Origin of the sequence: Streptomyces europaeiscabiei (genome assembly GCF_036346855.1) — a bacterium.
Lineage (GTDB): Bacteria > Actinomycetota > Actinomycetes > Streptomycetales > Streptomycetaceae > Streptomyces > Streptomyces europaeiscabiei.
On record NZ_CP107841.1, the window covers coordinates 949,394 to 975,056 of the forward strand.

At 71.7% G+C, this 25,663-nt stretch carries 27 protein-coding genes and 1 pseudogene; 12 read left to right on the forward strand and 16 right to left on the reverse strand.

Annotation, left to right across the window (positions count from 1 at the left end):
- Window positions 1-414 precede the first annotated feature (414 nt).
- The 5 genes from OG858_RS04420 to OG858_RS04440 all read left to right on the forward strand — a co-directional run bounded on the left by OG858_RS04420 (window position 415) and on the right by OG858_RS04440 (window position 4,205).
- Complete coding sequence (locus OG858_RS04420; RefSeq protein WP_319320982.1) at window positions 415-1,623, forward strand: MFS transporter; 1,209 nt, start codon at window positions 415-417, stop codon at window positions 1,621-1,623.
- Window positions 1,624-1,802: 179 nt separating this feature from the next.
- The gene (gene tgmA / locus OG858_RS04425; RefSeq protein WP_013005676.1) at window positions 1,803-1,994 is read left to right on the forward strand and encodes a putative ATP-grasp-modified RiPP; all 192 of its coding nucleotides are present in this window, start codon (window positions 1,803-1,805) and stop codon (window positions 1,992-1,994) included.
- Between the two features lie 16 nt (window positions 1,995-2,010).
- The gene (gene tgmB / locus OG858_RS04430) at window positions 2,011-2,994 is read left to right on the forward strand and encodes an ATP-grasp ribosomal peptide maturase (RefSeq protein ID WP_319320979.1); all 984 of its coding nucleotides are present in this window, start codon (window positions 2,011-2,013) and stop codon (window positions 2,992-2,994) included.
- Window positions 2,995-3,086: 92 nt separating this feature from the next.
- On the forward strand, window positions 3,087-3,827 hold the full coding sequence (locus tag OG858_RS04435; protein ID WP_319065190.1) for a maleylpyruvate isomerase family mycothiol-dependent enzyme: 741 nt from the start codon (window positions 3,087-3,089) through the stop codon (window positions 3,825-3,827).
- A gap of 63 nt (window positions 3,828-3,890) precedes the next feature.
- A complete protein-coding gene (locus tag OG858_RS04440) occupies window positions 3,891-4,205 on the forward strand; it encodes a DUF6332 family protein (protein ID WP_319315941.1) in 315 nt (104 codons plus the stop codon).
- Here OG858_RS04440 and OG858_RS04445 read toward each other — a convergent pair.
- Window positions 4,169-4,357: pseudogene (locus OG858_RS04445) on the reverse strand (LuxR C-terminal-related transcriptional regulator); the annotation flags it as partial. The gene OG858_RS04440 and the pseudogene OG858_RS04445 sit on opposite strands and share 37 nt — an antisense overlap.
- Before the next feature lie 141 nt (window positions 4,358-4,498).
- Window positions 4,499-5,212, reverse strand: coding sequence for a TetR/AcrR family transcriptional regulator (locus OG858_RS04450; RefSeq protein ID WP_086750921.1), 714 nt, complete (start codon window positions 5,210-5,212; stop codon window positions 4,499-4,501).
- Window positions 5,213-5,441: 229 nt separating this feature from the next.
- On the opposite strand from OG858_RS04450, the gene OG858_RS04455 reads away from it, so the two are divergent.
- On the forward strand, window positions 5,442-5,894 hold the full coding sequence (locus OG858_RS04455) for a nitroreductase family deazaflavin-dependent oxidoreductase (RefSeq protein WP_046703247.1): 453 nt from the start codon (window positions 5,442-5,444) through the stop codon (window positions 5,892-5,894).
- An 82-nt stretch (window positions 5,895-5,976) separates the two neighbouring features.
- On the opposite strand, the gene OG858_RS04460 is transcribed toward OG858_RS04455, so the two are convergent.
- Window positions 5,977-7,182: a geranylgeranyl reductase family protein gene (locus OG858_RS04460; protein WP_037690721.1), complete on the reverse strand. Its 1,206-nt coding sequence runs from the start codon at window positions 7,180-7,182 to the stop codon at window positions 5,977-5,979.
- A gap of 182 nt (window positions 7,183-7,364) precedes the next feature.
- On the opposite strand from OG858_RS04460, the gene OG858_RS04465 reads away from it, so the two are divergent.
- Window positions 7,365-8,720 (forward strand): dipeptidase, encoded by a 1,356-nt coding sequence (locus OG858_RS04465; RefSeq protein WP_319261955.1) that lies wholly within the window; start codon window positions 7,365-7,367, stop codon window positions 8,718-8,720.
- A gap of 126 nt (window positions 8,721-8,846) precedes the next feature.
- Here the strand turns inward: OG858_RS04465 and OG858_RS04470 are convergent, their stop codons facing one another.
- The 3 genes from OG858_RS04470 to OG858_RS04480 form a co-directional block, all read right to left on the reverse strand.
- On the reverse strand, window positions 8,847-9,884 hold the full coding sequence (locus OG858_RS04470) for an NUDIX hydrolase (protein WP_086751690.1): 1,038 nt from the start codon (window positions 9,882-9,884) through the stop codon (window positions 8,847-8,849).
- A gap of 151 nt (window positions 9,885-10,035) precedes the next feature.
- Window positions 10,036-10,284 (reverse strand): hypothetical protein, encoded by a 249-nt coding sequence (locus OG858_RS04475; RefSeq protein WP_086751692.1) that lies wholly within the window; start codon window positions 10,282-10,284, stop codon window positions 10,036-10,038.
- Between the two features lie 329 nt (window positions 10,285-10,613).
- Window positions 10,614-11,561 carry an ROK family protein gene (locus OG858_RS04480; RefSeq protein ID WP_328545124.1) on the reverse strand — a complete coding sequence of 316 codons (948 nt, stop codon included), beginning with the start codon at window positions 11,559-11,561 and terminating at the stop codon, window positions 10,614-10,616.
- A gap of 252 nt (window positions 11,562-11,813) precedes the next feature.
- Here OG858_RS04480 and OG858_RS04485 point away from each other — a divergent pair, with 252 nt between their 5' ends.
- Window positions 11,814-12,863: a LacI family DNA-binding transcriptional regulator gene (locus OG858_RS04485; RefSeq protein WP_086751696.1), complete on the forward strand. Its 1,050-nt coding sequence runs from the start codon at window positions 11,814-11,816 to the stop codon at window positions 12,861-12,863.
- Window positions 12,864-12,866: 3 nt separating this feature from the next.
- Window positions 12,867-13,634: a hypothetical protein gene (locus OG858_RS04490; protein ID WP_319065186.1), complete on the forward strand. Its 768-nt coding sequence runs from the start codon at window positions 12,867-12,869 to the stop codon at window positions 13,632-13,634.
- A 16-nt stretch (window positions 13,635-13,650) separates the two neighbouring features.
- Here OG858_RS04490 and OG858_RS04495 read toward each other — a convergent pair whose 3' ends face one another.
- Both OG858_RS04495 and OG858_RS04500 read right to left on the reverse strand, forming a co-directional pair.
- Window positions 13,651-15,504, reverse strand: coding sequence for a serine/threonine-protein kinase (locus tag OG858_RS04495; RefSeq protein ID WP_330346560.1), 1,854 nt, complete (start codon window positions 15,502-15,504; stop codon window positions 13,651-13,653).
- A 124-nt stretch (window positions 15,505-15,628) separates the two neighbouring features.
- Window positions 15,629-16,936, reverse strand: a complete 1,308-nt coding sequence (locus OG858_RS04500) for a DUF6986 family protein (protein WP_328545123.1) — start codon at window positions 16,934-16,936, stop codon at window positions 15,629-15,631.
- A 192-nt stretch (window positions 16,937-17,128) separates the two neighbouring features.
- On the opposite strand from OG858_RS04500, the gene OG858_RS04505 reads away from it, so the two are divergent.
- Window positions 17,129-18,034: an endonuclease/exonuclease/phosphatase family protein gene (locus OG858_RS04505; protein WP_319065183.1), complete on the forward strand. Its 906-nt coding sequence runs from the start codon at window positions 17,129-17,131 to the stop codon at window positions 18,032-18,034.
- Between the two features lie 67 nt (window positions 18,035-18,101).
- Here OG858_RS04505 and OG858_RS04510 read toward each other — a convergent pair whose 3' ends face one another.
- The 4 genes from OG858_RS04510 to OG858_RS04525 all read right to left on the reverse strand — a co-directional run bounded on the left by OG858_RS04510 (window position 18,102) and on the right by OG858_RS04525 (window position 21,246).
- Window positions 18,102-19,064 (reverse strand): electron transfer flavoprotein subunit alpha/FixB family protein, encoded by a 963-nt coding sequence (locus OG858_RS04510; RefSeq protein ID WP_086751704.1) that lies wholly within the window; start codon window positions 19,062-19,064, stop codon window positions 18,102-18,104.
- Between the two features lie 87 nt (window positions 19,065-19,151).
- Window positions 19,152-19,937, reverse strand: a complete 786-nt coding sequence (locus OG858_RS04515) for an electron transfer flavoprotein subunit beta/FixA family protein (protein ID WP_086751705.1) — start codon at window positions 19,935-19,937, stop codon at window positions 19,152-19,154.
- 204 nt (window positions 19,938-20,141) lie between these two features.
- Window positions 20,142-20,651: a flavin reductase family protein gene (locus tag OG858_RS04520; protein WP_319261978.1), complete on the reverse strand. Its 510-nt coding sequence runs from the start codon at window positions 20,649-20,651 to the stop codon at window positions 20,142-20,144.
- Between the two features lie 181 nt (window positions 20,652-20,832).
- Entirely contained in the window at window positions 20,833-21,246 is a 414-nt protein-coding gene (locus OG858_RS04525; protein WP_086751719.1) for a TlpA family protein disulfide reductase, read from the reverse strand.
- A gap of 75 nt (window positions 21,247-21,321) precedes the next feature.
- Between OG858_RS04525 and OG858_RS04530 the strand changes: the two genes are divergently transcribed.
- Both OG858_RS04530 and OG858_RS04535 read left to right on the forward strand, forming a co-directional pair.
- Entirely contained in the window at window positions 21,322-21,738 is a 417-nt protein-coding gene (locus tag OG858_RS04530; RefSeq protein ID WP_327749308.1) for a DUF4395 domain-containing protein, read from the forward strand.
- 186 nt (window positions 21,739-21,924) lie between these two features.
- Window positions 21,925-22,653 (forward strand): lysophospholipid acyltransferase family protein, encoded by a 729-nt coding sequence (locus OG858_RS04535; protein ID WP_319065179.1) that lies wholly within the window; start codon window positions 21,925-21,927, stop codon window positions 22,651-22,653.
- A 47-nt stretch (window positions 22,654-22,700) separates the two neighbouring features.
- On the opposite strand, the gene OG858_RS04540 is transcribed toward OG858_RS04535, so the two are convergent.
- The 4 genes from OG858_RS04540 to OG858_RS04555 form a co-directional block, all read right to left on the reverse strand.
- Window positions 22,701-23,054, reverse strand: a complete 354-nt coding sequence (locus OG858_RS04540) for a hypothetical protein (RefSeq protein WP_086751712.1) — start codon at window positions 23,052-23,054, stop codon at window positions 22,701-22,703.
- Window positions 23,055-23,149: 95 nt separating this feature from the next.
- Window positions 23,150-23,743 (reverse strand): transglutaminase-like domain-containing protein, encoded by a 594-nt coding sequence (locus OG858_RS04545; RefSeq protein ID WP_086751714.1) that lies wholly within the window; start codon window positions 23,741-23,743, stop codon window positions 23,150-23,152.
- A gap of 96 nt (window positions 23,744-23,839) precedes the next feature.
- Entirely contained in the window at window positions 23,840-24,910 is a 1,071-nt protein-coding gene (locus OG858_RS04550) for a threonine aldolase family protein (protein ID WP_086751716.1), read from the reverse strand.
- Window positions 24,907-25,659 (reverse strand): SDR family NAD(P)-dependent oxidoreductase, encoded by a 753-nt coding sequence (locus OG858_RS04555; RefSeq protein ID WP_319065177.1) that lies wholly within the window; start codon window positions 25,657-25,659, stop codon window positions 24,907-24,909. The genes OG858_RS04550 and OG858_RS04555 overlap by 4 nt, the downstream gene beginning before the upstream one ends.
- Window positions 25,660-25,663: the final 4 nt, after the last annotated feature.

A 25,663-nucleotide genomic window follows, 5' to 3' on the forward strand; every position in this document is an offset into this window, starting at 1 on the left:
CGGCCGGCCCACGGGGCCGACGGGGGTCAGGCGCGTGCGGAAGGACAGACGGCGGAGGCGGTACGGCAGTAGTCCACATGCCGCCGGGTGATCAGCCGCGTACCCGCGTCGGCACCGTGCGGTGCCGCGTCACGTACGCGCATCAGGGCCTCCACCCGTCCAGCACCTGTCGCTTCAACCTACGTCGCCCGCCCGGGAAAGCGTCAAACACATTAGTTGTACGCGCATGTGAAACAGGCGCCCGCTACCGCCGGCACGGCACGCTCGCCTCACGGACATCCCTCACGTCGCCACCCTCGCCGCGACCCGGTACGCGGCGGCCTCGCCCCCACCTGGAGGCCCTTGCCCCGGCCACCTGCTCCCACCTAGCCTGATTTTGTGCCGCGAATAAACAAAACCCGAACGCACAACGACGTGCCGGGCCACGACAGCGACCCCGGCCACCTCCGAGCCCGCCTCCGCACCCTCCGCATCGCCATCACCGCCTTCTTCGCCCTCGACGGCTTCGTCTTCGCCGGCTGGGTGGTCAGGATCCCCGCGATCAAGGAGCAGACCGGTGCGTCGCCCGGCGCGCTGGGCCTCGCGCTGCTGGGCGTGTCCGCCGGAGCGGTGATCACGATGATGCTCACCGGCCGGCTCTGCCGCCGCTTCGGCAGCCACCCGGTGACGGTCGCCTGCGCCGTCCTGCTGTCGCTCGGCGTGGCCCTGCCCCCGCTCACCCACTCGGCGCTCGCGCTGGGCGCGGTACTACTGGTCTTCGGCGCGGCCTTCGGCGGGATCAATGTCGCCTTCAACAGCGCCGCCGTGGACCTGGTGGCCGCGCTGGGGCGGCCCGTCATGCCCAGCTTCCACGCCGCGTTCAGCCTCGGCGGCATGCTCGGGGCGGGTCTCGGCAGCCTGGTCGCGGGCTCCCTGTCCCCCACACGCCATCTGCTCGGCATCACCGCGATCGGCCTGCTGGTGACCGTCGTCGCCGCACCCGCCCTGCTGCGCCACGGGCCCCCGGAGCCCCCGGAGCCCCCGGACCGTACCTCCGAGCAGGACGCGCGCGAGACCGGCCCCCGCCGCCTCGACGGCCGTACGCGTGGCCTGGTGGTCGTCCTCGGGCTGATCGCCGGGTGCACGGCCTACGGCGAGGGGGCGCTGGCCGACTGGGGCGCCCTGCACCTGGAGGCGGACCTGGACACCTCGCCCGGCGTCGCGGCCATCGGTTACTCGTGTTTCGCGCTCGCCATGACGATCGGCCGGCTGACCGGGACGACCCTCCTCGAACGCCTGGGCAGGACCACGGTGCTCGTGGCCGGTGGCGCGACCGCGGCGGTCGGCATGCTGCTCGGCTCGCTCGCCCCCTCCGTGTGGGCGACACTGCTCGGCTTCGCGGTCACCGGCCTGGGCCTCGCCAACATCTTCCCCGTCGCCATCGAACGAGCCGGCGCGCTGGCCGGTCCCGGCGGTGTGGCCACCGCCTCCACCCTCGGCTATCTCGGCATGCTCCTCGGCCCGCCCGCGATCGGTTTCATGGCCGAATGGATCTCCCTGCCCGCCGCGCTCACGAGCGTCGCGGTACTCGCCGCGTTCGCCTCCGGCATCGCGTTCGCCACCCGTCACTCGGCCGCCAAATGACCACTCACGGTTGCCTCGTGACACCTCGCGGTGCATGAAGTCAGCCCTCCGAGAACATGAGGCAACCATTCAGTCGTTCGATTCGTATAACTCCGTGGAGGCACTGCGACCCGGCCGGACAGAGGGCGGCCGGAGCGTCACCATCCGCTTTTCCGGATGGTCCCGAACAAGGAGAAACGATGCGACTGTTCGTGCTCAACTACGCTCGCGCCGCTGAGCAGTTGGAGTTCAGCGCTCCGTACACCTACGACTCCGGGCTGCAGTTGAACGTGCTCGCCGACGGGCGGATAGCCGCGCATGACCAGGGTCTTATGCGGGAATTGGGGGCGACGACGTCCACTGCGGGATCGAAGACCCATTTCGACGACTGAACGCGGACCCGCGACGATGACGGTGTTGATCCTCACCTGCGAACAGGATGTGACGGCGGACCTGGTGGTGGCACAACTCCACAGGACCGGCGTACCGGTGGTCCGGCTCGACCCCGCCGACCTGCCCGGCGCGGTGTCACTCTCCGGGGAGTACGTGCACGGCTCCTTCCGCGGGCATCTGTCCGCCGGCGGGCGCCTGGTGAGCATGGGCGGGCTGCGGTCCGTCTGGCTGCGCCGGCCCGGCGTTCCCGCCACCCGGGTCGCCGAGCCGTCCCCCTGGCTCACCGAGGAGTCCTCGCAGGCCCTGTACGGCATGTTGCGGGGCACGGACGCCCGGTGGATGAACGACCCGGACGCTGCCCGCAGGGCCCGGCACAAGCCGTGGCAGCTCCGGCACGCCCAGCGCTGCGGGCTCCCCGTACCGGCCACGCTGATCACCACGTTCCCACAGGCCGCCCGTGACTTCGCCGAGCGCTTCCCGGACCTGGTGGTGAAGCCGGTCTCCGGCACCCACCCGCAGGAACCCGCCCGGACGGTCCCCACCAGTCGTATCGCGCCCGGCACCGACTTCACCGCCGTCGCGTTCGGCCCGACGCTGTTGCAGCGCCGGATCGCCAAGACCGCCGACATCCGGCTCACCGTCGTCGGCGACCGCATGCTGGCCGCCCGCAAGGCGGTCGCCCCGGACGCGCACCCCGACGAGGTGGACGTCCGCTTCGCCCCCTCCACCGCGCCCTGGGAGCCTGTGGACGTCCCGCCACGCACGGGCACGGCCGTGCGCGCCTACCTCCGCGACGCCGAACTCTCCTACGGGGCCTTCGACTTCGCGGAGGACGCGGGCGGGATCTGGTGGTTTCTGGAGTGCAACCAGTCCGGCCAGTTCGGGTTCGTGGAGATGGACACCGGTCAGCCGATCGCCCACAGCGTCGCCGAGTGGCTGGCGCACGAGGAACCGGAGGCGGGCGCGCGCCGCACCGGCCGGATCCGGGCGACGCCCTGACGCCCCGGACCGTCCACCGGTGAACCGAAGCGCCCGCCCCGGCTCGGCTCGGACGGGTGCTTCGAGCGCTCTTCATCAGGCAGACTCGCCCCATGGAGACCGCCGAGCACATCAGAGCGCTGGACGAGGAGGGCCGACGGCTCGCCACGGCCGCCCGGAAGGCCGGTACGGACACCGCGGTGCCGACGTGCCCCGAGTGGCGGGTGCGGGACCTGGTCCGGCACACGGGGGCCGTGCACCGCTGGGCCACGGCTTTCCTCGCCGAGGGCCGTTCCACTCCCCGTCCCCCCGAGAGCGGCCCGGAGCTGGACGGTGACCCCCTGCTGACCTGGTTCGAGGACGGGCACCGGCGCCTCGTCGACACCTTGCGCGCCGCCCCCGCCGACGTGGACTGCTGGAGCTTCCTTCCCGCCCCCTCCCCGCTGGCCTTCTGGGCGCGCCGCCAGGCCCACGAGACGGCGGTGCACCGTGCCGACGCGGAGTCCGCGCTCGGCGGCGAACTCGGCGAACCCTCCGTGGACTTCGCCGTCGACGGCATCGACGAACTGCTGCTCGGCTTCCACGCCCGCGGCAGGAGCCGGGCGCGGACCGGGACACCGCGTGTCCTCCAGGTGCGGGCGACCGACACCGGCGCCGTCTGGACCGTACGGCTGTCGTCCGAACCTCCCGTGGCAGAACGCGTGGAGGCGTCGAAGGCGCGGGACGCCGACTGCGAGATCGCGGGCCCGGCGCCCCGGCTGTACCTGTCCCTGTGGAACCGGCTGCCCCTCCCTGCCGTCATGGGCGACGCCTCACTCGCGGAACTGTGGCGGGAGACCTCGGGCATCGACTGAACCGGGCCCGACGGGCACGCCAACTGCCTTGTCGGGTGAGCCCGCCGCCCCCACACTCGGCCCATGGGGAGACGAACGCAGGCCGAACGGGACGCGATGACCACGGAGATCGGTTTCGCGCTCTTCGCGGGGACGGTGCTGGCGGGCGCGGCCTACTTCGGTGTGACCGAGTTCCTGCCGAACCTGTTCGGTTCCCTGCGCGGCCGGTGGAGCCTGCTCGGCCCCCTCGCGTTCACCGTGACCGTGGTGGTGTTCGTCGCGGTCGTCACGATCGTGCTGACCCGCTTCCGACGCGCCGCGCGCTCTTCGGGACGGGCTCCCGCGGAACCCGGCTGGCCGGGCCCGGCCCAGCCCGGCCGCACCAACCCCGACTCGTAGGCCGGCACGACGAGTCGGGCGCGGTCACGGGCGCCCGGCTTCACCATCGTGCGGCTCACATGCGTCTTGGCGGTCAACGGGCTGACGACGAGACGGCGGGCGATCTCGTCGGTGGTCAGTCCGATGCCGACAAGGGCCATCACCTCCCGCTCCCACATCGGGGGGCCGCCCGCCTCCGCGCCCTGTTCCGCCATGCCTGCCACGCCAGACGCCGCCCACCGGGCACGACGTCACCCGAGCGAGGTGATCACGTGTACTCCCGGCGAAGTACGCCCTGCCCGTCCCGGGGAACGTCAGCGCTCCGCCGCCCCGGACTGCGGGAACACCAGACCGACATGGTGGGCGAGCTGGCCCGCCGCGTGCCGGAAGAACACATCCCGGTCCTCGACCACCCGGTTGAACTGCCCGAACACCTCGAAGCTGATCAGCCCGAACAGCTGCGCCCACGCGCCGACCAGCACCGTGATCACCTCCGGCGGGAGGTCGGGCGCGAACTCCTCGGCGATCCGCCGCGCCTCGGGTCGGAGCTCGGCGGGCAGCTTCCACTGGGCCACACCCTTCGCCTGATAGGCGTCGCGCACGATCCGGATCAGCACCTGCCCGCCCCGGGCCGCGGCCGGCAGGGTCGTGGCGGGCGCGCTGTACCCGGGCACGGGCGAACCGTAGATCAACGCGTACTCGTGCGGTCGCGCCAACGCCCACTCCCGCACCCCTTCGCACACCGCGACCCACTGCCCCGCCGGGCTCTCCCCGACGGCCTTCGCGTGCGCGGCCTCGGTGGCCTCGCCCAGGGAGTCGTAGGCGTCGATGATCAGCGCGGTCAGCAGCTCGTCGCGGCTCGGGAAATAGCGGTACAGCGCGGAGGAGACCATGCCGAGCTCGCGCGCCACTGCTCGCAGCGACAGCTTGGCGGCGCCCTCGGCGGCGAGCTGTCTGCGCGCCTCGTCCTTGATGGCTGCGGTGACCTCGATCCGGGCGCGGGCGCGGGCTCCTCGTGCTGTGCTCATGTGCAGCAGTGTGCCATAGAGGCAGAGCACTGCACACGTTTCGGAGCAGCGATCTCAGATGGGAGCACCGTCCTCGAATTAGAGCGCCGGTTACAAATGTGAGCACTGCTCTTGCTTTGGAGCGTCAGTCTCGTACACACTGCTCTCAAGCGAGAGCAGTGCTCTCGGAAGAGTTCGCCCCGCCTCTGAACCCCACGGCGAGCCGCTCCACCACTACGGGAGGACCCCCATGTCGTCGTCGCCCCACTACATCAAGGCCAACCCCTTCGACCGGGCGCTCAACGGCTTCATCGGCTGGCTCGCCCGCCGCGGCGTCAGTCTCCTCGGCACGGCCGAACTCTCGGTGCGCGGCCGCAAGAGCGGCGAGTGGCGTCGGCTGCCGGTCAACCCGTTGCCGTACGAAGGCGGCCCCTACCTCGTCTCGGCGCGCGGCCACTCCGAGTGGGTGCGCAACATGCGGGCGGCGGGCGGCGGGCGGCTCCAGGTCGGCCGCCGGGTGCAGGAGTTCACGGCGGTCGAGCTGTCCGACGAGGAGAAGCCCGTCGTCCTGCGCACCTACCTCAAGAAGTGGGGCTGGGAGGTGGGCCGGTTCTTCGGCGACGTCAGCGCCGACTCCACCGACGAGGAGCTGCTCGCCGCCGCGCCCAAGCACCCCGTCTTCCGGATCACCGTCGAGCGGTGACCGGCCGGGGTGCCGGCGGCTGTACGGGGCCGGGGGCCGGCGGTTCCGGGCCCAGCCCACTCGTCGAACCGCTCCCCCGGCCCTACTTGTCGAACGCGGTCAGCGCGCGCTGGGCGATCGGGTGGCTGCGGACGATCTCGCCCAGGGAGGTCGACCCGCGCGTGATGTCGACGAAGGCCCGCCAGGCGGGCCGGAACCCGGTGAGCGCCGCGTGGAAGAGCCCCGGCCGCCGCTCGAAGGCGACCAGCAGCCGCTTGCCGACGCTCATCTCGACGCCGAGCCCCGCCTTCACGGCGAACGCGTAGTTGAGGGCCTGGCGGCGGGTGTCCACCGCGTCGTGCGCCTCGGCGATCCGAACCGCCCACTCCCCTGCGAGACGCCCCGACCGCAGCGCGAAGGAGATACCCTCCCGCGTCCACGGCTCCAGCAGCCCCGCCGCGTCCCCGCAGACCAGCACCCGCCCCCGGGAGAGCGGCGAGTCGTCGGCACGGCAACGCGTCAAGTGCCCGGAGGAGACGCTCGGTTCGAAGCCGGCGAGGCCGAGCCGCCCGATGAAGTCCTCCAGGTACCGCTTGGTGGCGGCGCCCTCACCGCGCGCGGAGATCACGCCGACGGTCAGGGTGTCGCCCTTGGGGAAGACCCACCCGTAACTGCCGGGCATCGGGCCCCAGTCGATGAGGACACGCCCCTTCCAGTCCTCGGCGACGGTCTCCGGAACGGGGATCTCCGCCTCCAGGCCGAGGTCGACCTGTTCGAGCTTCACCCCGACATGTGCCCCTATGCGGCTGGCGCTGCCGTCCGCCCCGACGACGGCCCGCGCGAGCAGTGTCTCGCCGCCCTGCAGGACGACGGCGACCGTCCGCCGGTCCGGCACGGCCGAGCCGTGCTGCTCGACCCGGGTGACCGTGACCCCCGTACGCAGTTCGGCGCCCGCCTTCTGGGCGTGCTCGACGAGCTGCTGGTCGAACTCGGGCCGGTTGATCAGGCCGAACAGCATCTGCTTGGACTTGCGCGTCCGGGCGTAACGGCCGTCGAGGGAGAAGGTGACCGCATGCACCCGGTCCTTGAGGGGCAGTTCGAAGCCGGGCGGCAGCGAGTCGCGCGAGGGGCCGATGATGCCACCGCCGCACGTCTTGTACCGCGGCAGTTCCGCCTTCTCCAGCATCAGGACGCTGCGTCCCGCGACCGCCGCCGCGTAGGCGGCCGAAGCCCCTGCGGGGCCCGCGCCCACCACGACGACGTCCCACACCCGCTGTACGTCGTCCGCCGAAGAGTTCTCGCTGCTCACGATGGTCTACTGCTCCCGATCCAGCCGCCTGCCGCACCTGTCCCACGCATCCTACGGCGGGTGACGCCGAGGACCGCTGTGGGAGGATCGGCAGCGCGTGCGCCCTACACCGACACTCCGGGTAAGCGCGTCCGCAGCCGCATACCCACAAGGACAACGTCGCACCCACGAGGAGCGTGCCCATGCCGTCGAACCCGGTCGCCGAGACCGTCGCCTCCCTGATTCCCCGGGCGAAGGAGGAGCTCACCGAACTGGTGGCCTTCAAGTCGGTGGCGGACTTCGACCAGTACCCGAGGAGCGAGAGCGAGGGCGCCGCGCGCTGGGTCGCCGACGCGCTGCGCGCCGAGGGCTTCCAGGACGTGGCCCTGCTCGACACCCCCGACGGCACCCAGTCCGTGTACGGCTACCTCCCGGGGCCCGAGGGCGCGAAGACCGTCCTGCTCTACGCGCACTACGACGTGCAGCCGCCGCTGGACGAGGCCGCCTGGGTGTCGCCGCCGTTCGAGCTGACCGAGCGCGACGGCCGCTGGTACGGGCGCGGCGCCGCCGACTGCAAGGGCGGCGTGCTCATGCACCTGCTGGCGCTGCGGGCCCTGAAGGCGAACGGCGGGGTGCCCGTCCACATCAAGGTGATCGCCGAGGGCTCCGAGGAGATGGGCACGGGCGGCCTCCAGCAGTACGCCGAGGCGCACCCGGAGCTGCTCGCCGCCGACACCGTCGTCATCGGCGACGCGGGCAACTTCCGCGCCGGCCTGCCGACGGTCACCGCCTCCCTGCGCGGCATGATCCTCATGCGCGTGCGGATCGACGCACTCCAAGGCAACCTGCACTCGGGCCAGTTCGGCGGCGCGGCCCCCGACGCGCTGGCCGCGCTGATCCGCGTCCTCGACTCGCTGCGCGCCGCGGACGGCACGACGACCGTCGACGGACTCGCGAGCGACGGGACGTGGGACGGCCTGCAGTACGCCGACGCGCAGTTCCGCAAGGATGCCAAGGTGCTGGACGGCGTGGAGCTGGTCGGCGCGGACACGGTCGCCGACCGCATCTGGGCGCGCCCGGCCGCCACCGTGCTCGGCATCGACGCCCCGCCCGTGGTCGGCGCGACCCCCTCGATCCAGGCGAGCGCCCGCGCCCTGATCGGCCTGCGCGTCCCGCCGGGCGTCGATGTCGGGCACGCGGCCAAGCTGCTCGAAGCACACCTGGTGGCGCACACTCCGTGGGGTGCCCGGGTGAGCTGCGAACTGATCGGCCGCGGCCAGGCGTTCCGCGCCGACACCACCAGCCCGGCGTACGAGGCGATGGCCTCGGCCATGGCCGTCGCCTACCCGGGCCAGGAGATGAGTTACGCGGGCCACGGCGGCTCCATCCCGCTCTGCAACGCCCTCGCCGCCCTCTACCCGGACGCCGAGATCCTTCTCATCGGCCTCAGCGAACCCGAGGCCCAGATCCACGCGGTGAGCGAGAGCGTGTCCCCGGAGGAACTGGAGCGCATGTCGGTGACGGAGGCCCTGTTCCTGCGCAACTACGCGGCGAACTGAGCGCGTCGGTCAAAGCGGTGCGGTGTCCCGCGCCCCCTCAGGGCGCGGGAACCGCGCGACCAGCCACGGACGACCCGCAGCCGCCCCACGGCCTCCCCGGGACGACGGTGTGGCGAACCGGAACCGTCACACCGGCACCCCCGCCTCCAAGTACAGAGCAGCGCCCCGCTCCCGCGCCCGCAGAGCCCACCGCAGCCGCTCGAACCGCACCGGCGGCAGCAGATCGGCGGCCTCCTCCTCGGTCACGAACCGCCAGTCACGCAACTCGGGCCCGGGCAGCACGGGCCGCTGCGCCCCGCTGACGTCGAGTCGGCCCCCGTCGAAGAGCAGGCGCAGTCCGCCGTACCGGGGCGGCGCGGGCGCCTCCCAGTCCACCACCAGCAGCCGGGGCACATCGTCCAGCCGTATCCCGGTCTCCTCCTGAACCTCACGCACACCCGCCCGTGCCGGCGCCTCCCCGGCCTCCACGACCCCGCCGGGGAACTCCCAGCCGGCCTTGTAGGTCGGATCGACCAGCAGGACCCGGTCGTCCTCATCGAACAGGAGAACCCCCGCTGCGACCGTCTCGGCGGTCGGCTCGGGGGTCTGCACGATGTCGCACACGGGTACGTCGTCGGCGGCCACGGCGTCGGCGATGCACCGCGCGGTCTCGTACGGGGTGAGGGCGCTGGTGTCGACGAGATGGGCATCGGCGGTGAGCCAGCCGCCCAGGGCGGCGCGGTACGGAGTGATGTGGTCGTACGCCCATTGACGCATCCGCATCTCACCGTCGGGGAGGTCGGGCGGTATCTCCCGCCCGGCTATTCGCTCCCGCAGTATCGTTTCGGCCGGGGCCAGGAGCAGATGCCGTACGGGTATGCGGCGGGAGGCGAGGCCGCCGAAGATCTCGTCGCGGTACTCCTGGCGGAGCAGGGTCATGGGGACCACGAGGGTGCCGCCCAGCTCGGCCAGCAGGGCGGCGGCGGTGTCGACCACGAGCCGTCGCCAGCTCGGCAGGTCCTGGAAGTCGCCGACCTCGGCGAGGCGTTTGGCCGGCAGCATGTGTGTCAGTGTGCCGCCGATGACCTCGGGGTCGAAGAGCGTGCTGTTCGGGATCAGTTCGATCAGTTCCCGTGCGGTGGTGGTCTTCCCCGCACCGAACGCACCGTTGATCCAGACGATCACGGTTCCCCCTCTTCTGTTGGCCCCCTGAGGCTTGCCCTCCACTCCGCCACGGAAACCAGCCGCTGATGAGGAGCCGAAATACGCGGGCGAGGGGAGTCTGACGGAGAATCCGCTGTCCCCCGCAGGGCTGTCAGCCTTCCTTCACAGGCTGTCAGCCTTTCTTGCCGCCCTTGCCCTCCTGGTCCGCATGGCCCCCCAGGGCGGCCTCGTCGACCGCGGCCAGACTGTCGCTGGAGACCGTCTTGCCGACCTTGCCGAGGGTGCCCTCGACGTCCAGTTTGCTCAGGCCGTCCGTCTTCCCGAGCGCGTCCGCGGCGTCGAGACCGTGCGACGGCGTGATGGCCGCGACGACGAATCCGGTGGCGAGGGAGGCGATGGCGAGCATGCTGCGCTTCTTCATGCCCCGCTCAACTGCGGAACGCCCCGAGGGGTCACGGCCGGTTGCCGGCGTTTCGCCCCGGCCTCCTCTCGCCATGCGATGAACGCCCGGCACGCCCGCGGGGCCGGACGCGGCCGCGACCACCCGGACGGACGCCGCACCGCACGGGGCGGAGAGCAGCACGAACACGGCAGACCGCCCGGACGCCACCACCTCACACACGCCGCACAGGACGACGCGGGACCGCGCCCCAGCCTCCGGACGGGCAGCGCCCGCTTCCCGCAACCGGCCACCCGGCACCGCGGTGAGCGCATCCGCCCCACCCGTCACAGCCCCGAGGTCACCCCTGCTCAGGCCGCCCGCGTGCTCGGCCGGCCCGCCAGCGCCGCCGCGGCGGCGCCCACCAGGCCCGCGTCCGTGCCCATCACGGCGGGGGCGATGGTGAGGTGCTGGACGAAGGACAGGGTGGCGTAGTCCTTGAGGGCGGTGCGCAGGGGGGCGAAGAGAACGTCGCCGGCGTTCGCGACGCCGCCGCCGATGACGGCGATGTCGATCTCGACGAGGGTGGCGGTGGCGGCGATACCGGCGGCGAGGGCCTGGGCGGCGCGTTCGAAGGCGGCCACGGCGATCGGGTCACCGGCCTTCGCGGCGGCGGCGACCGCCGCGGCCGAGGTGTCCCCGTCGGGGCCGGGCCGCCAGCCGCTCTCCAGGGCGCGTCGGGCGATGTTGGGGCCGCTCGCGATGCGCTCGACACAGCCGCGGGCGCCGCACGGGCAGGCGTCGCCGTCGAGGTCGACGATGATGTGACCGATGTGGCCGGCGTTCCCGGTGGGGCCCGCGTGCAGTTTTCCGCCGAGGACGAGACCGCCGCCGACGCCGGTCGAGACGACCATGCACAGCGCGTTGTCGTGGCCGCGCGCGGCGCCCTGCCAGTGCTCGGCGGCCGTGATGGCCACACCGTCGCCGATCAGCTCGACCGGCAGCCCACCGGTCACCGCCCGGACCCGCTCGACGAGGGGGAAGCCGCGCCAGCCGGGCACGTTCACCGGGCTCACCGTGCCGGCCGAGGCGTCCACCGGGCCAGCGCTGCCGATCCCGACGGCCGTGGCCCTGCCCCACAGCGGGTCGGCGGTCAGCTCGCCGAGCACCCCTTCCACGGCCCGCATGACGGTGTCGCCGTCCTCCTGCGCGGGCGTCGGGCGCTGCGCGCGCACCAGGATCCGGCCGTGGTCGTCCACCAGCGCCCCGGCGATCTTGGTGCCGCCGATGTCGAGCGCGGCCACGAGGTCGGTCTGCATCAGTGTCAGTTCTCCCGCTGCGAGTCTCCTACCGGGCGCCCGAACAGAGCGGCGCCCGGATCTCCGGCCGGAAACTGGCAGCACGACGCTCGCCTGGTGGGGGGCGCCGGCCAGAGAATGCGATAGACAGTCTCCCCCGGCCGTGACAACGTTGTCCAGGCTCTATGCTCGACGCCACATCCTCAACAGCCACACAATTCCGACACGGCACCACCGACCACGCCCGTGGACGACAGGACAGGACAGCGCATAGTGCCCGAGACCGCAGGCGGCATCGCCCGCCGCCCCGAGAGCCGCTACGGAAACCGTCCCACGATGAAGGACGTCGCGGCCCGGGCCGGGGTGGGTCTGAAGACGGTCTCCCGGGTGGTGAACGGCGAGCCGGGCGTCACCCCGGACACCGAGCGCCGCGTCCAGGAGGCGATCGAGGCACTCGGCTTCCGGCGCAACGACAGCGCACGGGTGCTGCGCAAGGGCAGTACGGCCACGATCGGCCTGGTCCTGGAGGACCTCGCCGACCCGTTCTACGGCCCCCTCAGCCGGGCGGTGGAGGAGGTGTCCCGCGCCCACGGCTCGCTGCTGATCAACGGGTCCAGCGCGGAGGACCCGGACCGCGAGCAGGAGCTGGCGCTCGCGCTGTGCGCCCGCCGCGTCGACGGACTCGTGATCATTCCGGCCGGTGACGACCACCGGTATCTGGAGCCCGAGATCAGGGCGGGCGTGGCCACGGTGTTCGTGGACCGCCCGGCCGGGCGGATCGACGCCGACGTCGTGCTGTCGGACAGCTTCGGCGGGGCCCGCGACGGCGTCGCCCATCTCATCGCCCACGGCCACCGCCGCATCGGCTTCATCGGCGACATGCCCCGTATCCACACCGCCGCCGAGCGGCTGCGCGGCTACCGGGCGGCCATGGAGGACGCCGGCATACACGTCGAGGACGCGTGGATGTCCCTGGGCGTCACCGATCCCGAGCGGGTCCGCAGGGCGGCCGAGGACATGCTGTCCGGTCCGTCGCCCGTCACGGCGGTCTTCGCGGGCAACAACCGGGTGACGGTGACGGTCGTGCGGGTCCTCGCCGGACACACCCGTCCGGTCGCCCTCGTCGGCTTCGACGACTTCGAGCTGGCCGATCTGCTCCGGCCGGGCATCACCGTGGTCGCCCAGGACCCCGCCCGGCTGGGCCGCACCGCCGCCGAGCGCCTCTTCCGGCAGCTGGACGGCTCCCTCGTCGCCCCCGAGCGCATCGAGCTGCCCACCAGGCTGATCGCCCGCGGCTCGGGCGAACTCCCGCCCGCGGACTGAGTCTTGGACGCCCCCGACCTCCGTACGCTCGAAGCGCTCGGCCTCGCCGTGGCGCCGCGCGAGGACCCACTGAGCTATCCGGGCGCGTGGCCCGTCGAGTCGGCGCTCCTGGACGGCAACCGGATGCTGCCGCTGGACACACTCGTCTTCGAGGACCGGGTGCCCGTCCTCTCGGTCGGCTCCAACGCCTGCCCCGCGCAGCTCGTCCACAAGATGGCCGAGCGCGGTGTGGAGTGCCGGATCCCCATGGTCAAGGCGAGGGTCACGGGCATCGGCATCGGCGTCTCCGCCCACGTCAGCCTGCTCGGCTACCTGTCCGCGTCGCCGTTCCACTCCCCCGGCTCCACCGCCGAACTGTTCATCACCTGGCTCGACGAGGCGCAGCTCGCCGTGGTCGACGCGAGCGAGGGCGTCGACTCACCGACCGGCAACTTCCAGCGGGCCGCCCTGCCCGCCGCCGACTTCCGTGTCGAGCTGGAGTCGGGTGAACTCCTCGACCACGCCTGGATCTACGTCAACCGGTGGGGTGTCCTGCGCGACGGCGGCCCGGGCCCGCGCTCCCACCCGGGCCGGCAGCGCCCGCTCATCACCGAACTCCTCGCCTCGTCGGCCAAGTTGCGCGACCTGTTCGGCACCACCCCCGACGAGTTCTGCGCCCGGGCGCGCGGCGACCGGGGGCTGTGCCTGCGGGGCAGGGAGCTGTTCGCCGAGCACAGGTGGACGACGGTGTCGGGTCTGGAGCAGTACGTGCGGCCCCACCCGCGGGCGTAGGGCTGTGGGCCCGGCCTCAGCAGACGGGGAGGCCGGGCACCGGGGCGTCGTTGTCACCGCCCTGGATGTAGACGTCGCTGACCCAGACGTTCGTGTTGCCGCTGTCGTCGTCGGTCTTCGCCCACCAGACGTTGGTCCACTCGCCCGAGGTCTCGCGGCGGCCCAGGTTCTGCTGGCAGTAGAAGTAGTTGGTGCCCTGCTTGAGGATGCCGACCTCGGTGCCGGCGGCGGTATAGGACTTCGCGGTGGTCCAGACCGTGCAGTTGTACTTTCCGCCGCCGATCGAGTGACAGACCGGTGCCTCCTCGGTCGCCCCTCCGGTCGTGTCCCCGCTGGTGGAGCCGCCGGAGGCGTCCGAACCCCCTGAGCCGCCACCGGTGGTGCCGCCGCTCCCGTTCTTCGACGGGGAGGCGGACGCCTCGGTCCCCTTCTCGTCCTCCTTCACCTTTTCGCTCGGGCTCGGGGACTTCTTGTCGTCCTTCCCGCCCTCGCCGACGTCGGAGTCGGAGTCGGAGTCGTCGGAGAGGTCGACCGTGCCCCGGCTGCGGCCCGGGGAGGGGGTGCCGCTGATCGATTCGTCGGCCGAGGGCTGAGCGCCCGTCTTCGCGTCGTCGTCCCCGGTGAGCAGCGCGACCGTGACGCCCGAGGCGGCGAGCACGACGGCGACGGCGACGGCGGCGAGGAGTGCGCGGCCCTTGCGGGGCCGACTGCCGTTCGAGGACACGGTGGTGGCGGCTCCGGAAGCAGGTACCGGCACCCGCGGCGCGCCCGCACCGGGCCCGTCGACCGCCGTGGACGCCCCCGTGCCGGGTCCCGGGACCGGCTGCGGCGGCCCGAAGCCGGGGGTCGGGCCCGGCGGGCCGGACCCGGCACCCGCACCCGTGCCGCCGAGCCCCGAGCCCGCCGTCGGCGGTCCGAACCCCTGCGGCACCGACGGAACGCTCCGTTCGGTCTCCGCCCTCGGCCGAGGTGCCGGGCCGCCGCCCTGCCCCGCCGTCGGGGAGGCGAGCGTGCCCCCGGCGGCCACGGCCTCCAGCAGTTCACAGGCCCGGGCGGCGTCCGGGCGGTGCTCCGGGCGCTTGTCCATCAGCTGTCGCAGGACGGGCCCGAGCGGTCCGGCCCGCTGGGGTTCGGGCAGCGGGTCGGCCACGATCGCGGTGAGCGTCGACCAGGTGGACGTACGCCGGAACGGGGAGGCGCCCTCCACGGCCGCGTACAGGGTGGCGCCGAGTGCCCACACGTCGGAGGCGGGGCCGGGGTCGTTGCCCTGGGCGCGTTCGGGGGCCAGGTAGTCGAGGGAGCCGACGAGTTCGCCGCTGCGGGTGAGGTGGGTGGCGGAGCCGTCGCCCGGATCCTCCATGGTGGCGATACCGAAGTCGGTGAGGACGACGCGGCCCGAGCGGTCCAGGAGGATGTTGCCGGGCTTGACGTCGCGGTGCAGTACGCCGACCCGGTGGGCGGCGCCGAGGGCGTCCATGACCTTGGCGCCGATGGCGGCCGCCTCACGCGGGTCGAGCAGGCCCCGGTCGCGCAGGACGTCGTCGAGGGACAGCCCGTCGACCAGTTCCATGACGATCAGCGGGCGCCCGTCGACCTCGGCCACGTCGTGCACGGCGACGACCCCGGGGTGCCGGACTCGGGCGGCGGCCCGTGCCTCGCGCTGCATCCGCACGCCCAGGTCGGCCAGTTCGGGCGCGCCCGCGTCCGTGTAGGTGCGCAGTTCCTTGAGGGCGACCTCACGGTGGAGCACCTCGTCCACGGCCCGCCAGACGACGCCCATGCCGCCGCGTCCGAGCTGCTCCACGACCCGGTACCGTCCGGCGAGAACCCGCCCGGCACCGTCCGCCTGTTCGTTCGCCCCCGAAGACACCCGCGCCTCGTTCCTGTGACACACCGACGAATGGCGTACAGCCTAAGCCGTGGGTGGGGGCACCCCGAACCGGCGGCAACTGCTGTCACAGGACCGCTACTTGCCCGCCGTCCGGCCCACCCGCCTACTGGCCGGACGAGATCGTCAGATCCGCGCGGCGGGGTGCCGCGAAGCCCTCCAGATCGGCGCGGGCCAGGCCGGTCGCCCCGGACACCTCCTCGATGTCGAGGGCGCCGCAGTCCAGACCCCGCAGCAGATAGCCGCTGAGGGCCTTGGCCGTCGCGGGCTCGTCCATCACGTCGCCGCCGGCACGGTTGGCGTAGCGGGAGAGGCGGGCGGCGGCCTGCTCGTAGCCCTCGCGGTAGAAGGCGAAGACGGCCGCGTAGCGGGTGGGGATGTGGCCGGGGTGCATGTCCCAGCCCTGGTAGTAGGCGCGGGCCAGGGCGCGGCGGGTGAGGCCGTAGTGCAGTCGCCAGGCGTCGTGGACGTTCTCCGTCGGGCCGACCGGCAGGACGTTGGTGGAGCCGTCCGAGAGGCGTACGCCGGTGCCGGCCGCCGCGACCTGCATGATCGCCTTGGCGTGGTCGGCAGCCGGGTGGTCGCTGGCCTGGTGGGCGGCGGAGACGCCGAGGCAGGCGCTGTAGTCGAAGGTGCCGTAGTGCAGGCCGGTGGCGCGGCCCTGCGCGGCGTCGATCATGCGGGCGACGGTGGCGGTGCCGTCGGCGGCGAGGATGGCCTGGCTGGTCTCGATCTGGATCTCGAAGCCGATCCGGCCGGCCTCCAGGCCGCGCGCCCTCTCGAAGGCCTCGAGGAGCCGGACCATGGCGGTGACCTGCTCGGCGTACGTCACCTTGGGCAGGGTCAGGACGAGCCCGTCGGGCAGGCCGCCGGCCTCCAGCAGGCCGGTGAGGAAGATGTCGAGGGTGCGGATGCCCCGGTCGCGCACCGGCGCCTCCATGCACTTCATGCGGATGCCCATGTACGGGGCCGCTGTGCCCTTGGCGTACGCCTCCGCGACCAGCCGGGCGGCGCGGGCGGCGGCCTCGTCCTCCTCGGCGTCCGGGCGCGGCCCGTAGCCGTCCTCGAAGTCGACGCGCAGGTCTTCGATCGGCTCGCGCTCCAGCTTGGCGCGGACGCGGTCGTACACGGGCCCGGCGAGGTCGTCGCCGAGGCCGAGGACGGCGGCGAAGGAGGTGGCGTCGGGGGCGTGCTCGTCGAGGGCGGCGAGGGCCCGGTCGCCCCAGGTGCGGAGGGTGTCGGAGGCGAAGACGTCACCGGGCACGTACACGGTGTGCACGGGCTGACGGGTGCCCGGGTCGCCCGGGTAGCGGCGCTCCAGCTCCGCGTCGACGGGGGCGAGGGAGGCGCTGATCTCCTCGCTGACGGCGCCCGCGAGACTCGTCGCCACGTTCTCCTGCCGGCCCTGCCCCATTCCACACCCTCCATTTTCCGCACTGCGGAATCAAGAATCCGTATAACGAAGCTAACTGGCGATCTTCACCCTGGTCAACACCGTCTCGCAGTGGGATTCCCCATGCTCTCCCCCTGGTCACCGCCGACCCGCTCTCTTCTTCCGTATTCATCGGGCAAGATTCATTCTGACTCCCAGAGGGAGGAGATCGCGTTGCCGAAAGAGGTCGGAGTGACGCGCCGCCAAGGACTCAGGTCCGCGGCCGCCGCCGCCATCGCCGTGCCGCTGCTGACCACGGCGGGCTCGTCGCAGCCGGCGACCGCCGGTGAGCACGCGGGCGCCCTGAACGTCATGACGTTCAACGTGCGCTTCGCGACCGTCGTCGACGAGACACCGCGCTGGTCCGCGCGCCGCCCGGTGATGCGGGAGCTGCTGCGCCGCGAGCGACCGCACGTCATCGGGACCCAGGAGGGGCTGTACCAGCAGCTGCGCATGATCGAGAGGGATCTGGGCGGGCACTACGACTGGATCGGCACCGGCCGAGGGGGCGGTAGCAAGGACGAGTTCATGGCGATCTTCTACGACACCCGCAGACTCGACCCGATCGAGTTCGATCACTTCTGGCTGTCCGACACCCCGTACGCGATCGCCTCCAACACCTGGGACGCGGACTGGCTGCGCATGGTGACCTGGGTCAAGTTCGCCGATCTCGCCGACGGCGGGCGGGAGTTCTACGTGCTCAACACCCATCTGGACAGCGTCAGCCAGTACGCGCGGGAGCGCTCCGCGAGGCTCATCGGCGAGACGATCGCGGGGTGGGACCGGTCGTCGCCGGTCATCGTCACCGGCGACTTCAACGCGGCCGCCCACGACAACCGGGTGTACGACCTGATGCTGGACAGCGGGCTCGTGGACGCCTGGGACGCGGCGGCTTCGCGCAGCCCGGCGTACGGGACCTACCACGGCTACCGGGCGCTCAAGCCCGACGGCCGGCGCATCGACTGGATCCTCACCTCGCCCGGGGTGACCACGCACTGGGCGGCGATGAACACCTTCTCCGTCGACGGGCTGCACCCGAGCGACCATCTGCCGGTGCAGGCCTCGGTGACCCTGGGATGAGCCGAGGCCCCCGTGACCGTTCGTGCGGTCGCGGGGGCCTCGGACGACTCGGGAGGAGTCAGGAGGTTCAGCCCTTGCGGGTGTTGATCTCCTCGGTGAGCTGCGGGACGACGTCGAAGAGGTCACCGACGACGCCGTAGTCGACGAGGTCGAAGATCGGGGCCTCGGCGTCCTTGTTGACGGCCACGATGGTCTTGGAGGTCTGCATGCCGGCGCGGTGCTGGATGGCGCCGGAGATGCCGTTGGCGATGTAGAGCTGCGGCGAGACGGACTTGCCGGTCTGGCCGACCTGGTTGGTGTGCGGGTACCAGCCTGCGTCCACCGCGGCGCGGGAGGCGCCCACGGCCGCGCCGAGGGAGTCGGCGAGGGCCTCGATGAGGGCGAAGTTCTCGGTGCCGTTGACGCCACGGCCGCCGGAGACGACGATCGCGGCCTCCGTCAGCTCCGGACGCCCGGTGGACTGGCGCGGGGTGCGGGCGGTGACCTTGGTGCCGGTGGCCAGCGCACCGAACGTCACGGCCAGCGCCTCGACCGCACCGGCGGCCGGAGCTGCCTCCACGGCGGCGGAGTTCGGCTTGACCGTGATGACCGGGGTGCCCTTGGAGATGCGGGACTTGGTGGTGAAGGAGGCGGCGAACACCGACTGCGTCGCGACCGGGCCCTCGTCACCGGCTTCGAGGTCGATGGCGTCGGTGATGATGCCGGAGCCGATGCGCACCGCCAGACGCGCGGCGATCTCCTTGCCCTCGGCGGAGGACGGCACCAGCACGGCGGCCGGGGACACGGCCTCGACCGCGGCCTGCAGCGCGTCGACCTTGGGCACGACCAGGTAGTCGGCGTACTCGGCGGCGTCGTGGGTGAGGACCTTGACCGCGCCGTGCTCGGCGAGGGCGGCGGCGGTGTCGGCGGCGCCGTTGCCGAGCGCGACGGCGACGGGCTCGCCGATGCGGCGGGCCAGGGTCAGCAGCTCAAGGGTGGGCTTGCGGACGGCGCCGTCCACGTGGTCGACGTAGACGAGAACTTCAGCCATGGGAATGCTCCTGCGGATTGCGAAGTCTGAGGGGCGGTAAGGGAGTCGGGCCTCAGCCGGGCCGGGGGCCGCGGCGGGCCGCAGGGCCTAGATGAACTTCTGGCCCGCGAGGAACTCGGCGAGCTGCTTGCCGCCCTCGCCCTCGTCCTTGACGATCGTGCCGGCGGTGCGCGCCGGGCGTTCGGTCGCGGTGTCGACAGCCGTCCAGGCGCCTTCCAGACCGACCTCTTCCGCCTCGATGTCGAGGTCGGACAGGTCCCAGGACTGAACCGGCTTCTTCTTCGCCGCCATGATGCCCTTGAAGGACGGGTAACGCGCCTCGCCCGACTGGTCGGTGACCGACACGACCGCGGGCAGGGTGGCCTCGAGCTGCTCGGAGGCGGCGTCGCCGTCACGGCGGCCCTTGACCGTGCCGTCCTCGACGGAGATCTCGGACAGCAGCGTCACCTGCGGGACACCCAGACGCTCGGCCAGCAGCGCGGGAACGACGCCCATCGTGCCGTCGGTGGAGGCCATGCCGGAGATGACCAGGTCGTAGCCGGCCTTCTCGATCGCCTTCGCCAGGACCAGCGAGGTGCCGATCGCGTCGGTGCCGTGCAGGTCGTCGTCCTCGACGTGGATGGCCTTGTCTGCACCCATCGACAGCGCCTTGCGCAGCGCGTCCTTGGCGTCCTCGGGGCCCACGGTCAGCACGGTGATCTCGGCGTCGTCGGCCTCGTCGGCGATCTGCAGCGCCTGCTCGACCGCGTACTCGTCCAGCTCGGAGAGCAGGCCGTCCACGTCGTCACGGTCGACGGTCAGGTCATCGGCGAAGTGCCGGTCGCCAGTGGCGTCGGGCACGTACTTCACAGTGACAACGATCCTCAAGCTCACGCCGGCTCTCCTACTGCATCGTCATTTCCGGGCTGCCTTCTTCCAGGCAGCATAGGCGCCTGAAGCGGCCGATCCCGATCGGGGCGACCTGCGCTCCGGTCAGGATATTACTCGCCAGTACGACGCCTACGTTCCCGCATTCCGTGCCCGCTAAGCAAGCGCTTTGAACTGTGAGGTAGGCAACCCTGCGTAATCGGGCGGGAATCAGTCTCGCAGACCGTTGAAGCGGCCCTGGTGGTACAGGAGTGGCCGCCCTGCGCCCGACGGGTCACCCATGACCACCTCGGCGAGGACGATCCGGTGGTCACCCGCCGGCACGCGTGCCACCACCCGGCAGACCAGCCAGGCGAGCACGTCGTCGAGGACGGGAACTCCCTTCGGTCCACTACGCCATCCGGTGGGATCCCCGAACCGGTCGGCACCGCTGCGGGCGAAGGTGGCGGCCAGTTCCCGCTGGTGCTCCCCGAGTATGTGCACGCCCACATGGCGCGCCTCGGAGATCACCGGCCAGCTGGAGGCGCCCGTACCGATGCCGAACGAGAGCAGCGGGGGGTCCGCGGAGACCGAGGAGAGCGAGGTGGCGGTGAAGCCGACCGGGCCGGTGGCGTCCTGCGCGGTGATCACGGCGACGCCGGCGGCATGGCGCCGGAAGACGGAGCGCAGGAGGTCGGGGGAGGCGAGCTGGGGCGAACCGAGGCCGGAGGTGGCCGTCATGGAGTTGTCCTTCTGTTGGCGTCGACGAGCTGGCCCGGGCTTGTTCAGGGTCCCGGACAGCGCGAACTCGCCGTGCGGACCAGGTCCACATGCGTGCGCTCGAAGAGAAGGAGTTCTCGGGGCATACGGTCAGGCTGACGATAGGTGAGGCGTGCAGTCAAGTGCGTTCCGGCATGCGGCTTCACACGGCCTCACCGAGCGCGGCGATCACATCCGTCTTGCGCGGCTGCCCGGTTGCCCGTCGCACGATCCGGCCGTCGGCGTCGAGTACGAGCACGGTCGGCGTCTTGAGAATGCCGAGCCGGCGCACGAGGTCGAGGTGGTCTTCGGCGTCGATCTCCACGTGGGCGACGCCGGGGACCATTCCGGCCACCTCGGCGAGCACCCTGCGGGTCGCCCGGCACGGGGCGCAGAACGCGCTGGAGAACTGGACGAGCGTGGCCCGTTCGCCGAGCCCCTCCCCCAACTCCGCCGAACCGAGCCGCTTTTCGCCGTCCCGCCCGCGCACCCTGATTCTCCCGCTCCGCCGCCGATGCAGCACTCCGTAGACACTCGCCATGGCGAGCACGAGTCCACACACCACAAGTCCGGTCACAGCGCGCTTCAGCATTCACAAGACTGCAAAAATTCCCGGCTCCCCAGAAAGATTGGCGTGCGGAATGCTTGACGCATGGACATTGACGTGAGGGGGCCGCGCTTCGGGGCGGCCGTGACGACCGTGGTGCTCGCGGTCGCACTGATCACCGGGAGCGGCTGGCTGCTGGCCTGGCAGACGTTCGCGTTCGCGCTGGGCGCGGCGGGCGGGGTGGGGCGTTCGCCGTACGGCTGGGTCTTCCGCACGCTCGTACGGCCCCGGATCGGGCCGCCCGTGGAGTTCGAGGCGCCGGAGCCGCCGCGGTTCGCGCAGGCGGTCGGGCTGGTCTTCGCCGCGGCGGGCCTGGCCGGTTTCACGGTGGGGCCCGAGTGGCTGGGGCTGGCGGCGACCGGCGCGGCGCTGGCGGCGGCCTTCCTGAACGCGGTGTTCGGGTACTGCCTGGGGTGCGAGATGTACCTGCTCGTCCGACGGGTCACCGTACGTACGCAATAGAGGGCGGCTGAACTTCCGGTGGTCGCTCGCATGTCCGACGTGACAAGAATCTCGCCCTGGGCCGGCGCCAAGACTGGCTACTCGTGCGTTCTTGGGGCACGATCTGCGAGATGCCGTAAACCTACGGCTGCGTAACTTCCCGCCGGGAGACCCCTTCCCAGGCAGAGAGAAGGGTCCACTCCGCCCATGGCAGAGCTCGTCTACCGCCCCGCGATCGGTCTCGCCCACACCCTGTTCAAGGCATGGGACCTGAAGATCGACTGCAAGGGGTCGGAGAACATCCCGCGCTCGGGCGGCGCCGTGCTGGTGAGCAATCACATCGGCTATCTGGACTTCATCTTCGACGGCCTGGCGGCGCTGCCGCAGAAGCGTCTGGTGCGTTTCATGGCCAAGGAGTCGGTGTTCCGGCACAAGGTCTCCGGTCCGTTGATGCGCAACATGCGGCACATCCCGGTGGACCGCAAGCAGGGCGAGGCGGCCTACGCGCACGCGCTGGACTCGCTGCGCTCCGGCGAGATCATCGGCGTCTTCCCCGAGGCCACCATCTCGCAGTCGTTCACCCTGAAGAGCTTCAAGTCGGGTGCCGCCCGGATGGCCCAGGAGGCGGGGGTCCCACTGATCCCGATGGCCGTGTGGGGCACGCAGCGACTGTGGACCAAGGGACATCCCCGCAACTTCAAGCGCAGCCACATCCCGATCACCATCCGGGTCGGCGAGGCGATAGAGGCCTCCAAGGACAAGTACGCGGGCGCCATCACCCGCCAGCTCCGGGAGCGCGTCCAGGAGTTGCTGGAGGCCGCCCAGCGCGCGTACCCCGTCCGCCCCAAGGGACCGGACGACACCTGGTGGATGCCCGCCCATCTCGGCGGCACGGCCCCGACCCCGGAGCAGGTCCGCGAGGCCGAGGCCCGCTGACCCGCTCGACCGGCGCGGGCTTCACGGATCTTCCGTGCGCCGACGCCTCATGGGTTCCAGTAGGTGGACAGGGAACCGATGAAGCCCGCCCCGAAGTTGAGCACGACCAGTTGCGCCGCGGCGGTCAGCCACAGTCGGCAGACGAGGGCGAGGCCGACGGTGCCGGCCGCCAACTGGTAGAGGAACATGACGGAGTCGTGCTGGTAGCTCGCGCCGTCCGGGGCCGTCATTCCCGGGTACGGCAGCCAGTCCTCGGTGAAGACACCCTCCGTGCCGAGCATCAGGACCCAGCCGAGGACGATGAGGTCCACGGCGACCATCAGCACGGCCACGCCGATGTCCGCGCTCCGATGCCGCTCCGACCTCTCCAGGAACCGCTGGACCCGCCCCGCCTCACGCATCAACCGAGTCGATCACCTCGACCTGGCGACGGCCTATGGCGGAGGCCACACCTCCGGCAACAGGAGCGTCACAGGAACCGGCGCCCGCAAGGGTCTCAGAGTTCCGTGGGGAGCGTTCGCCAGAGGTGCGGCCGGTCGGGGGCGGCCCTGAGCGCGTCCAGTACCGCCGGATGCGGAGCGGCGTGGAGAACCGGGTAGTCCAGCTCGTCCGAGTCGGGGTCGGGCACCCAGGCCAGCCGCTCACCGTCCAGCGAGAATTGGGCATCCACACCAGGCTTGTTGCCGCGGGGGTCCTGGCGGTGCCAGTGCCCGTTGAAACGCACCGCGACCAGACCGTGGACGGCGTGTCCGCCGCCGTCGTCGTGCGCCAGCCGCTGATAGCAGAGCGCGGTGGGGATGTCCTCGGCGCGCAGCAGCGCGGCCAGCGCGTGGGCCTTGGCGTAGCAGATGCCGGTCCCCTGCTCCAGGACGTCCGAGGCGCGCCAGGTGACGCGCGGATCACCCGAGTCGGCCGAGTGGGGAATGGCGTCACGCACGAACTCGTACGCCGCCCGCGCATAGTCATACGAGTCGGTCGCGTCCTTGGCGAGCCGCGCGGCCGCCTGCCGCACCCGGGGATGGTCATGGTCGATGACCTCGTCGGCGGCCAGATACGCGGACAGGTCGGGGGTTTGCTGGATGAGCTCCATGCCCGCAGAGCATAGGAATACGATCACCCAGGAGTCAATACATTTCCGAGTGACCGCATACCCATGCAGACATGCGGAGTCCGCTCCCTGTCCGGGTCAGCGCGCCATCTCCTCCTTGAGCGCGGCCACGAATCCGTCCACGTCCTCCTCCGTCGTGTCGAAGGAGCACATCCAGCGGACATCGCCGGCCGTCTCGTCCCAGAAGTAGAACCGATAGCGCTTCTGGAGGCGTTCGCTCACGTCGTGCGGGAGGCGGGCGAAGACGGCGTTGGCCTGCACGGGATGGAGGATCTCCACCCCGTGTACCGCGCGGACGCCCTCGGCGAGCCGCTGGGCCATCTCGTTGGAGTGGCGGGCGTTGCGCAGCCACAGGTCCTTCGACAGCAGGGCTTCCAACTGCACCGAAACGAAGCGCATCTTGGAGGCGAGCTGCATGGACAGCTTGCGCAGGTGCTTCATGTGGCGGACGGCGTCCTGGTTGATGACGACGACCGCCTCACCGAACATCGCCCCGTTCTTGGTGCCGCCCAGGGAGAGCAGGTCGACGCCGGCCGCGTTGGTGAACGTACGCATCGGGACGTTCAGGGAGGCGGCGGCGTTGGCTATCCGGGAGCCGTCCAGGTGCACCTTCATGCCGTGCGCGTGGGCGTGCTCGCAGATCGCGCGGATCTCCTCGGGCGTGTAGAGGGTGCCGAGTTCGGTGCTCTGGGTGATCGAGACGACCTGCGGCATCGCGCGGTGCTCGTCGTCCCAGCCGTACGCCTGCCGGTCGATCAGCTCGGGTGTGAGCTTGCCGTCGGGTGTGGGCACGGTGAGCAGTTTCAGCCCGCCGACCCGTTCGGGCGCCCCGCATTCGTCGACGTGGATGTGCGCGCTCTCAGCGCAGATCACCGCGCCCCAGCGGTCGGTGACGGCCTGGAGCGCGACGACGTTGGCGCCGGTGCCGTTGAAGACCGGGAACGCCTCGGCGGTGGCGCCGAAGTGGCTGCGCACGATCCGCTGGAGGTTCTCGGTGTACTCGTCCTCGCCGTACGCGACCTGGTGCCCGCCGTTGGCCAGGGCCAGTGCGGCGAGCACCTCGGGGTGGACCCCCGCGTAGTTGTCACTGGCGAAACCGCGGATCTCCGGGTCGTGATGGCGTCGGGCGTCGGTCTTCGGAGGGTTCACGGCTTGTCGGTCAGCCACAGACGGTTCCCGTTCACTTCGGCGGCGGACTTCTCCCAGACACCGGCGATGGCCTCGGCCAGCTCCTTGACGTCGGTGAAGCCCGCGAACTTCGCGTTGGGTCGGTCGGCGCGCATCGCGTCGTGCACCAACGCCTTCACGACCAGGATGGCAGCCGCGGAGGTCGGCCCGTCCGGCCCGCCCGCCTTGCGGAAGTAGTCGGCCGTGGCCAGCGTCCACGCCTCGGCGGCGGCCTTGGCGGCGGCATAGGCGGCGTTGCCCGCCGTGGGCTTGCTCGCGCCGGCCGCGCTGATGAGGACGTACCGGCCGCGCTCACTGCGCTGCAGGGCCTCGTGGAAGGCGAGGGAGGTGTGCTGCACGGTGCGGATGAGCAGCATCTCCAGGAAGTCCCAGTCGTCGAGGCTGGTCCTGGTGAAGGTCTCGCTGCCGCGCCAGCCGCCGACGAGGTGGACGAGTCCGTCGACCCGCCCGAAGTCCTTCTCGATGCGGGTGGCCCAGTCCCGGGTCGACTGGAGGTCGAGGAGATCGACCGTGTCGCCGACGACGGTGGCGCCGCCGTGCGCGTAGCGGGCCGCGTCGACGGCCTCGGAGAGCCGCTCGGGGTCGTTGTCGGAGCCGACGACGATCGCGCCCGCTTCGGCCAGCCGCAGCAGGGCCGCCCGGCCGGCGGGTCCGCCCGCGCCGGCCACCGCGATCACCGCGCCACTCAGTGCACCGTTACCGTTCTGCATGGTC

What these genes read in the sequence shown, in the direction of transcription:
- OG858_RS04480 (WP_328545124.1), bottom strand. Translation starts at nt 11,561, where the DNA reads ATGCAGACCGACCTCGTGGCCGCGCTCGACATCGGCGGCACCAAGATC.
- OG858_RS04535 (WP_319065179.1), top strand. Translation starts at nt 21,925, where the DNA reads ATGGCAGAGCTCGTCTACCGCCCCGCGATCGGTCTCGCCCACACCCTG.
- tgmA (WP_013005676.1), top strand. Translation starts at nt 1,803, where the DNA reads ATGCGACTGTTCGTGCTCAACTACGCTCGCGCCGCTGAGCAGTTGGAG.
- OG858_RS04455 (WP_046703247.1), top strand. Translation starts at nt 5,442, where the DNA reads ATGTCGTCGTCGCCCCACTACATCAAGGCCAACCCCTTCGACCGGGCG.
- OG858_RS04545 (WP_086751714.1), bottom strand. Translation starts at nt 23,743, where the DNA reads ATGGAGCTCATCCAGCAAACCCCCGACCTGTCCGCGTATCTGGCCGCC.
- OG858_RS04440 (WP_319315941.1), top strand. Translation starts at nt 3,891, where the DNA reads ATGGGGAGACGAACGCAGGCCGAACGGGACGCGATGACCACGGAGATC.
- OG858_RS04475 (WP_086751692.1), bottom strand. Translation starts at nt 10,284, where the DNA reads ATGAAGAAGCGCAGCATGCTCGCCATCGCCTCCCTCGCCACCGGATTC.
- OG858_RS04520 (WP_319261978.1), bottom strand. Translation starts at nt 20,651, where the DNA reads ATGACGGCCACCTCCGGCCTCGGTTCGCCCCAGCTCGCCTCCCCCGAC.
- tgmB (WP_319320979.1), top strand. Translation starts at nt 2,011, where the DNA reads ATGACGGTGTTGATCCTCACCTGCGAACAGGATGTGACGGCGGACCTG.
- OG858_RS04465 (WP_319261955.1), top strand. Translation starts at nt 7,365, where the DNA reads ATGCCGTCGAACCCGGTCGCCGAGACCGTCGCCTCCCTGATTCCCCGG.
- OG858_RS04555 (WP_319065177.1), bottom strand. Translation starts at nt 25,659, where the DNA reads ATGCAGAACGGTAACGGTGCACTGAGTGGCGCGGTGATCGCGGTGGCC.
- OG858_RS04510 (WP_086751704.1), bottom strand. Translation starts at nt 19,064, where the DNA reads ATGGCTGAAGTTCTCGTCTACGTCGACCACGTGGACGGCGCCGTCCGC.
- OG858_RS04435 (WP_319065190.1), top strand. Translation starts at nt 3,087, where the DNA reads ATGGAGACCGCCGAGCACATCAGAGCGCTGGACGAGGAGGGCCGACGG.
- OG858_RS04450 (WP_086750921.1), bottom strand. Translation starts at nt 5,212, where the DNA reads ATGAGCACAGCACGAGGAGCCCGCGCCCGCGCCCGGATCGAGGTCACC.
- OG858_RS04500 (WP_328545123.1), bottom strand. Translation starts at nt 16,936, where the DNA reads ATGGGGCAGGGCCGGCAGGAGAACGTGGCGACGAGTCTCGCGGGCGCC.
- OG858_RS04530 (WP_327749308.1), top strand. Translation starts at nt 21,322, where the DNA reads ATGGACATTGACGTGAGGGGGCCGCGCTTCGGGGCGGCCGTGACGACC.
- OG858_RS04540 (WP_086751712.1), bottom strand. Translation starts at nt 23,054, where the DNA reads ATGCGTGAGGCGGGGCGGGTCCAGCGGTTCCTGGAGAGGTCGGAGCGG.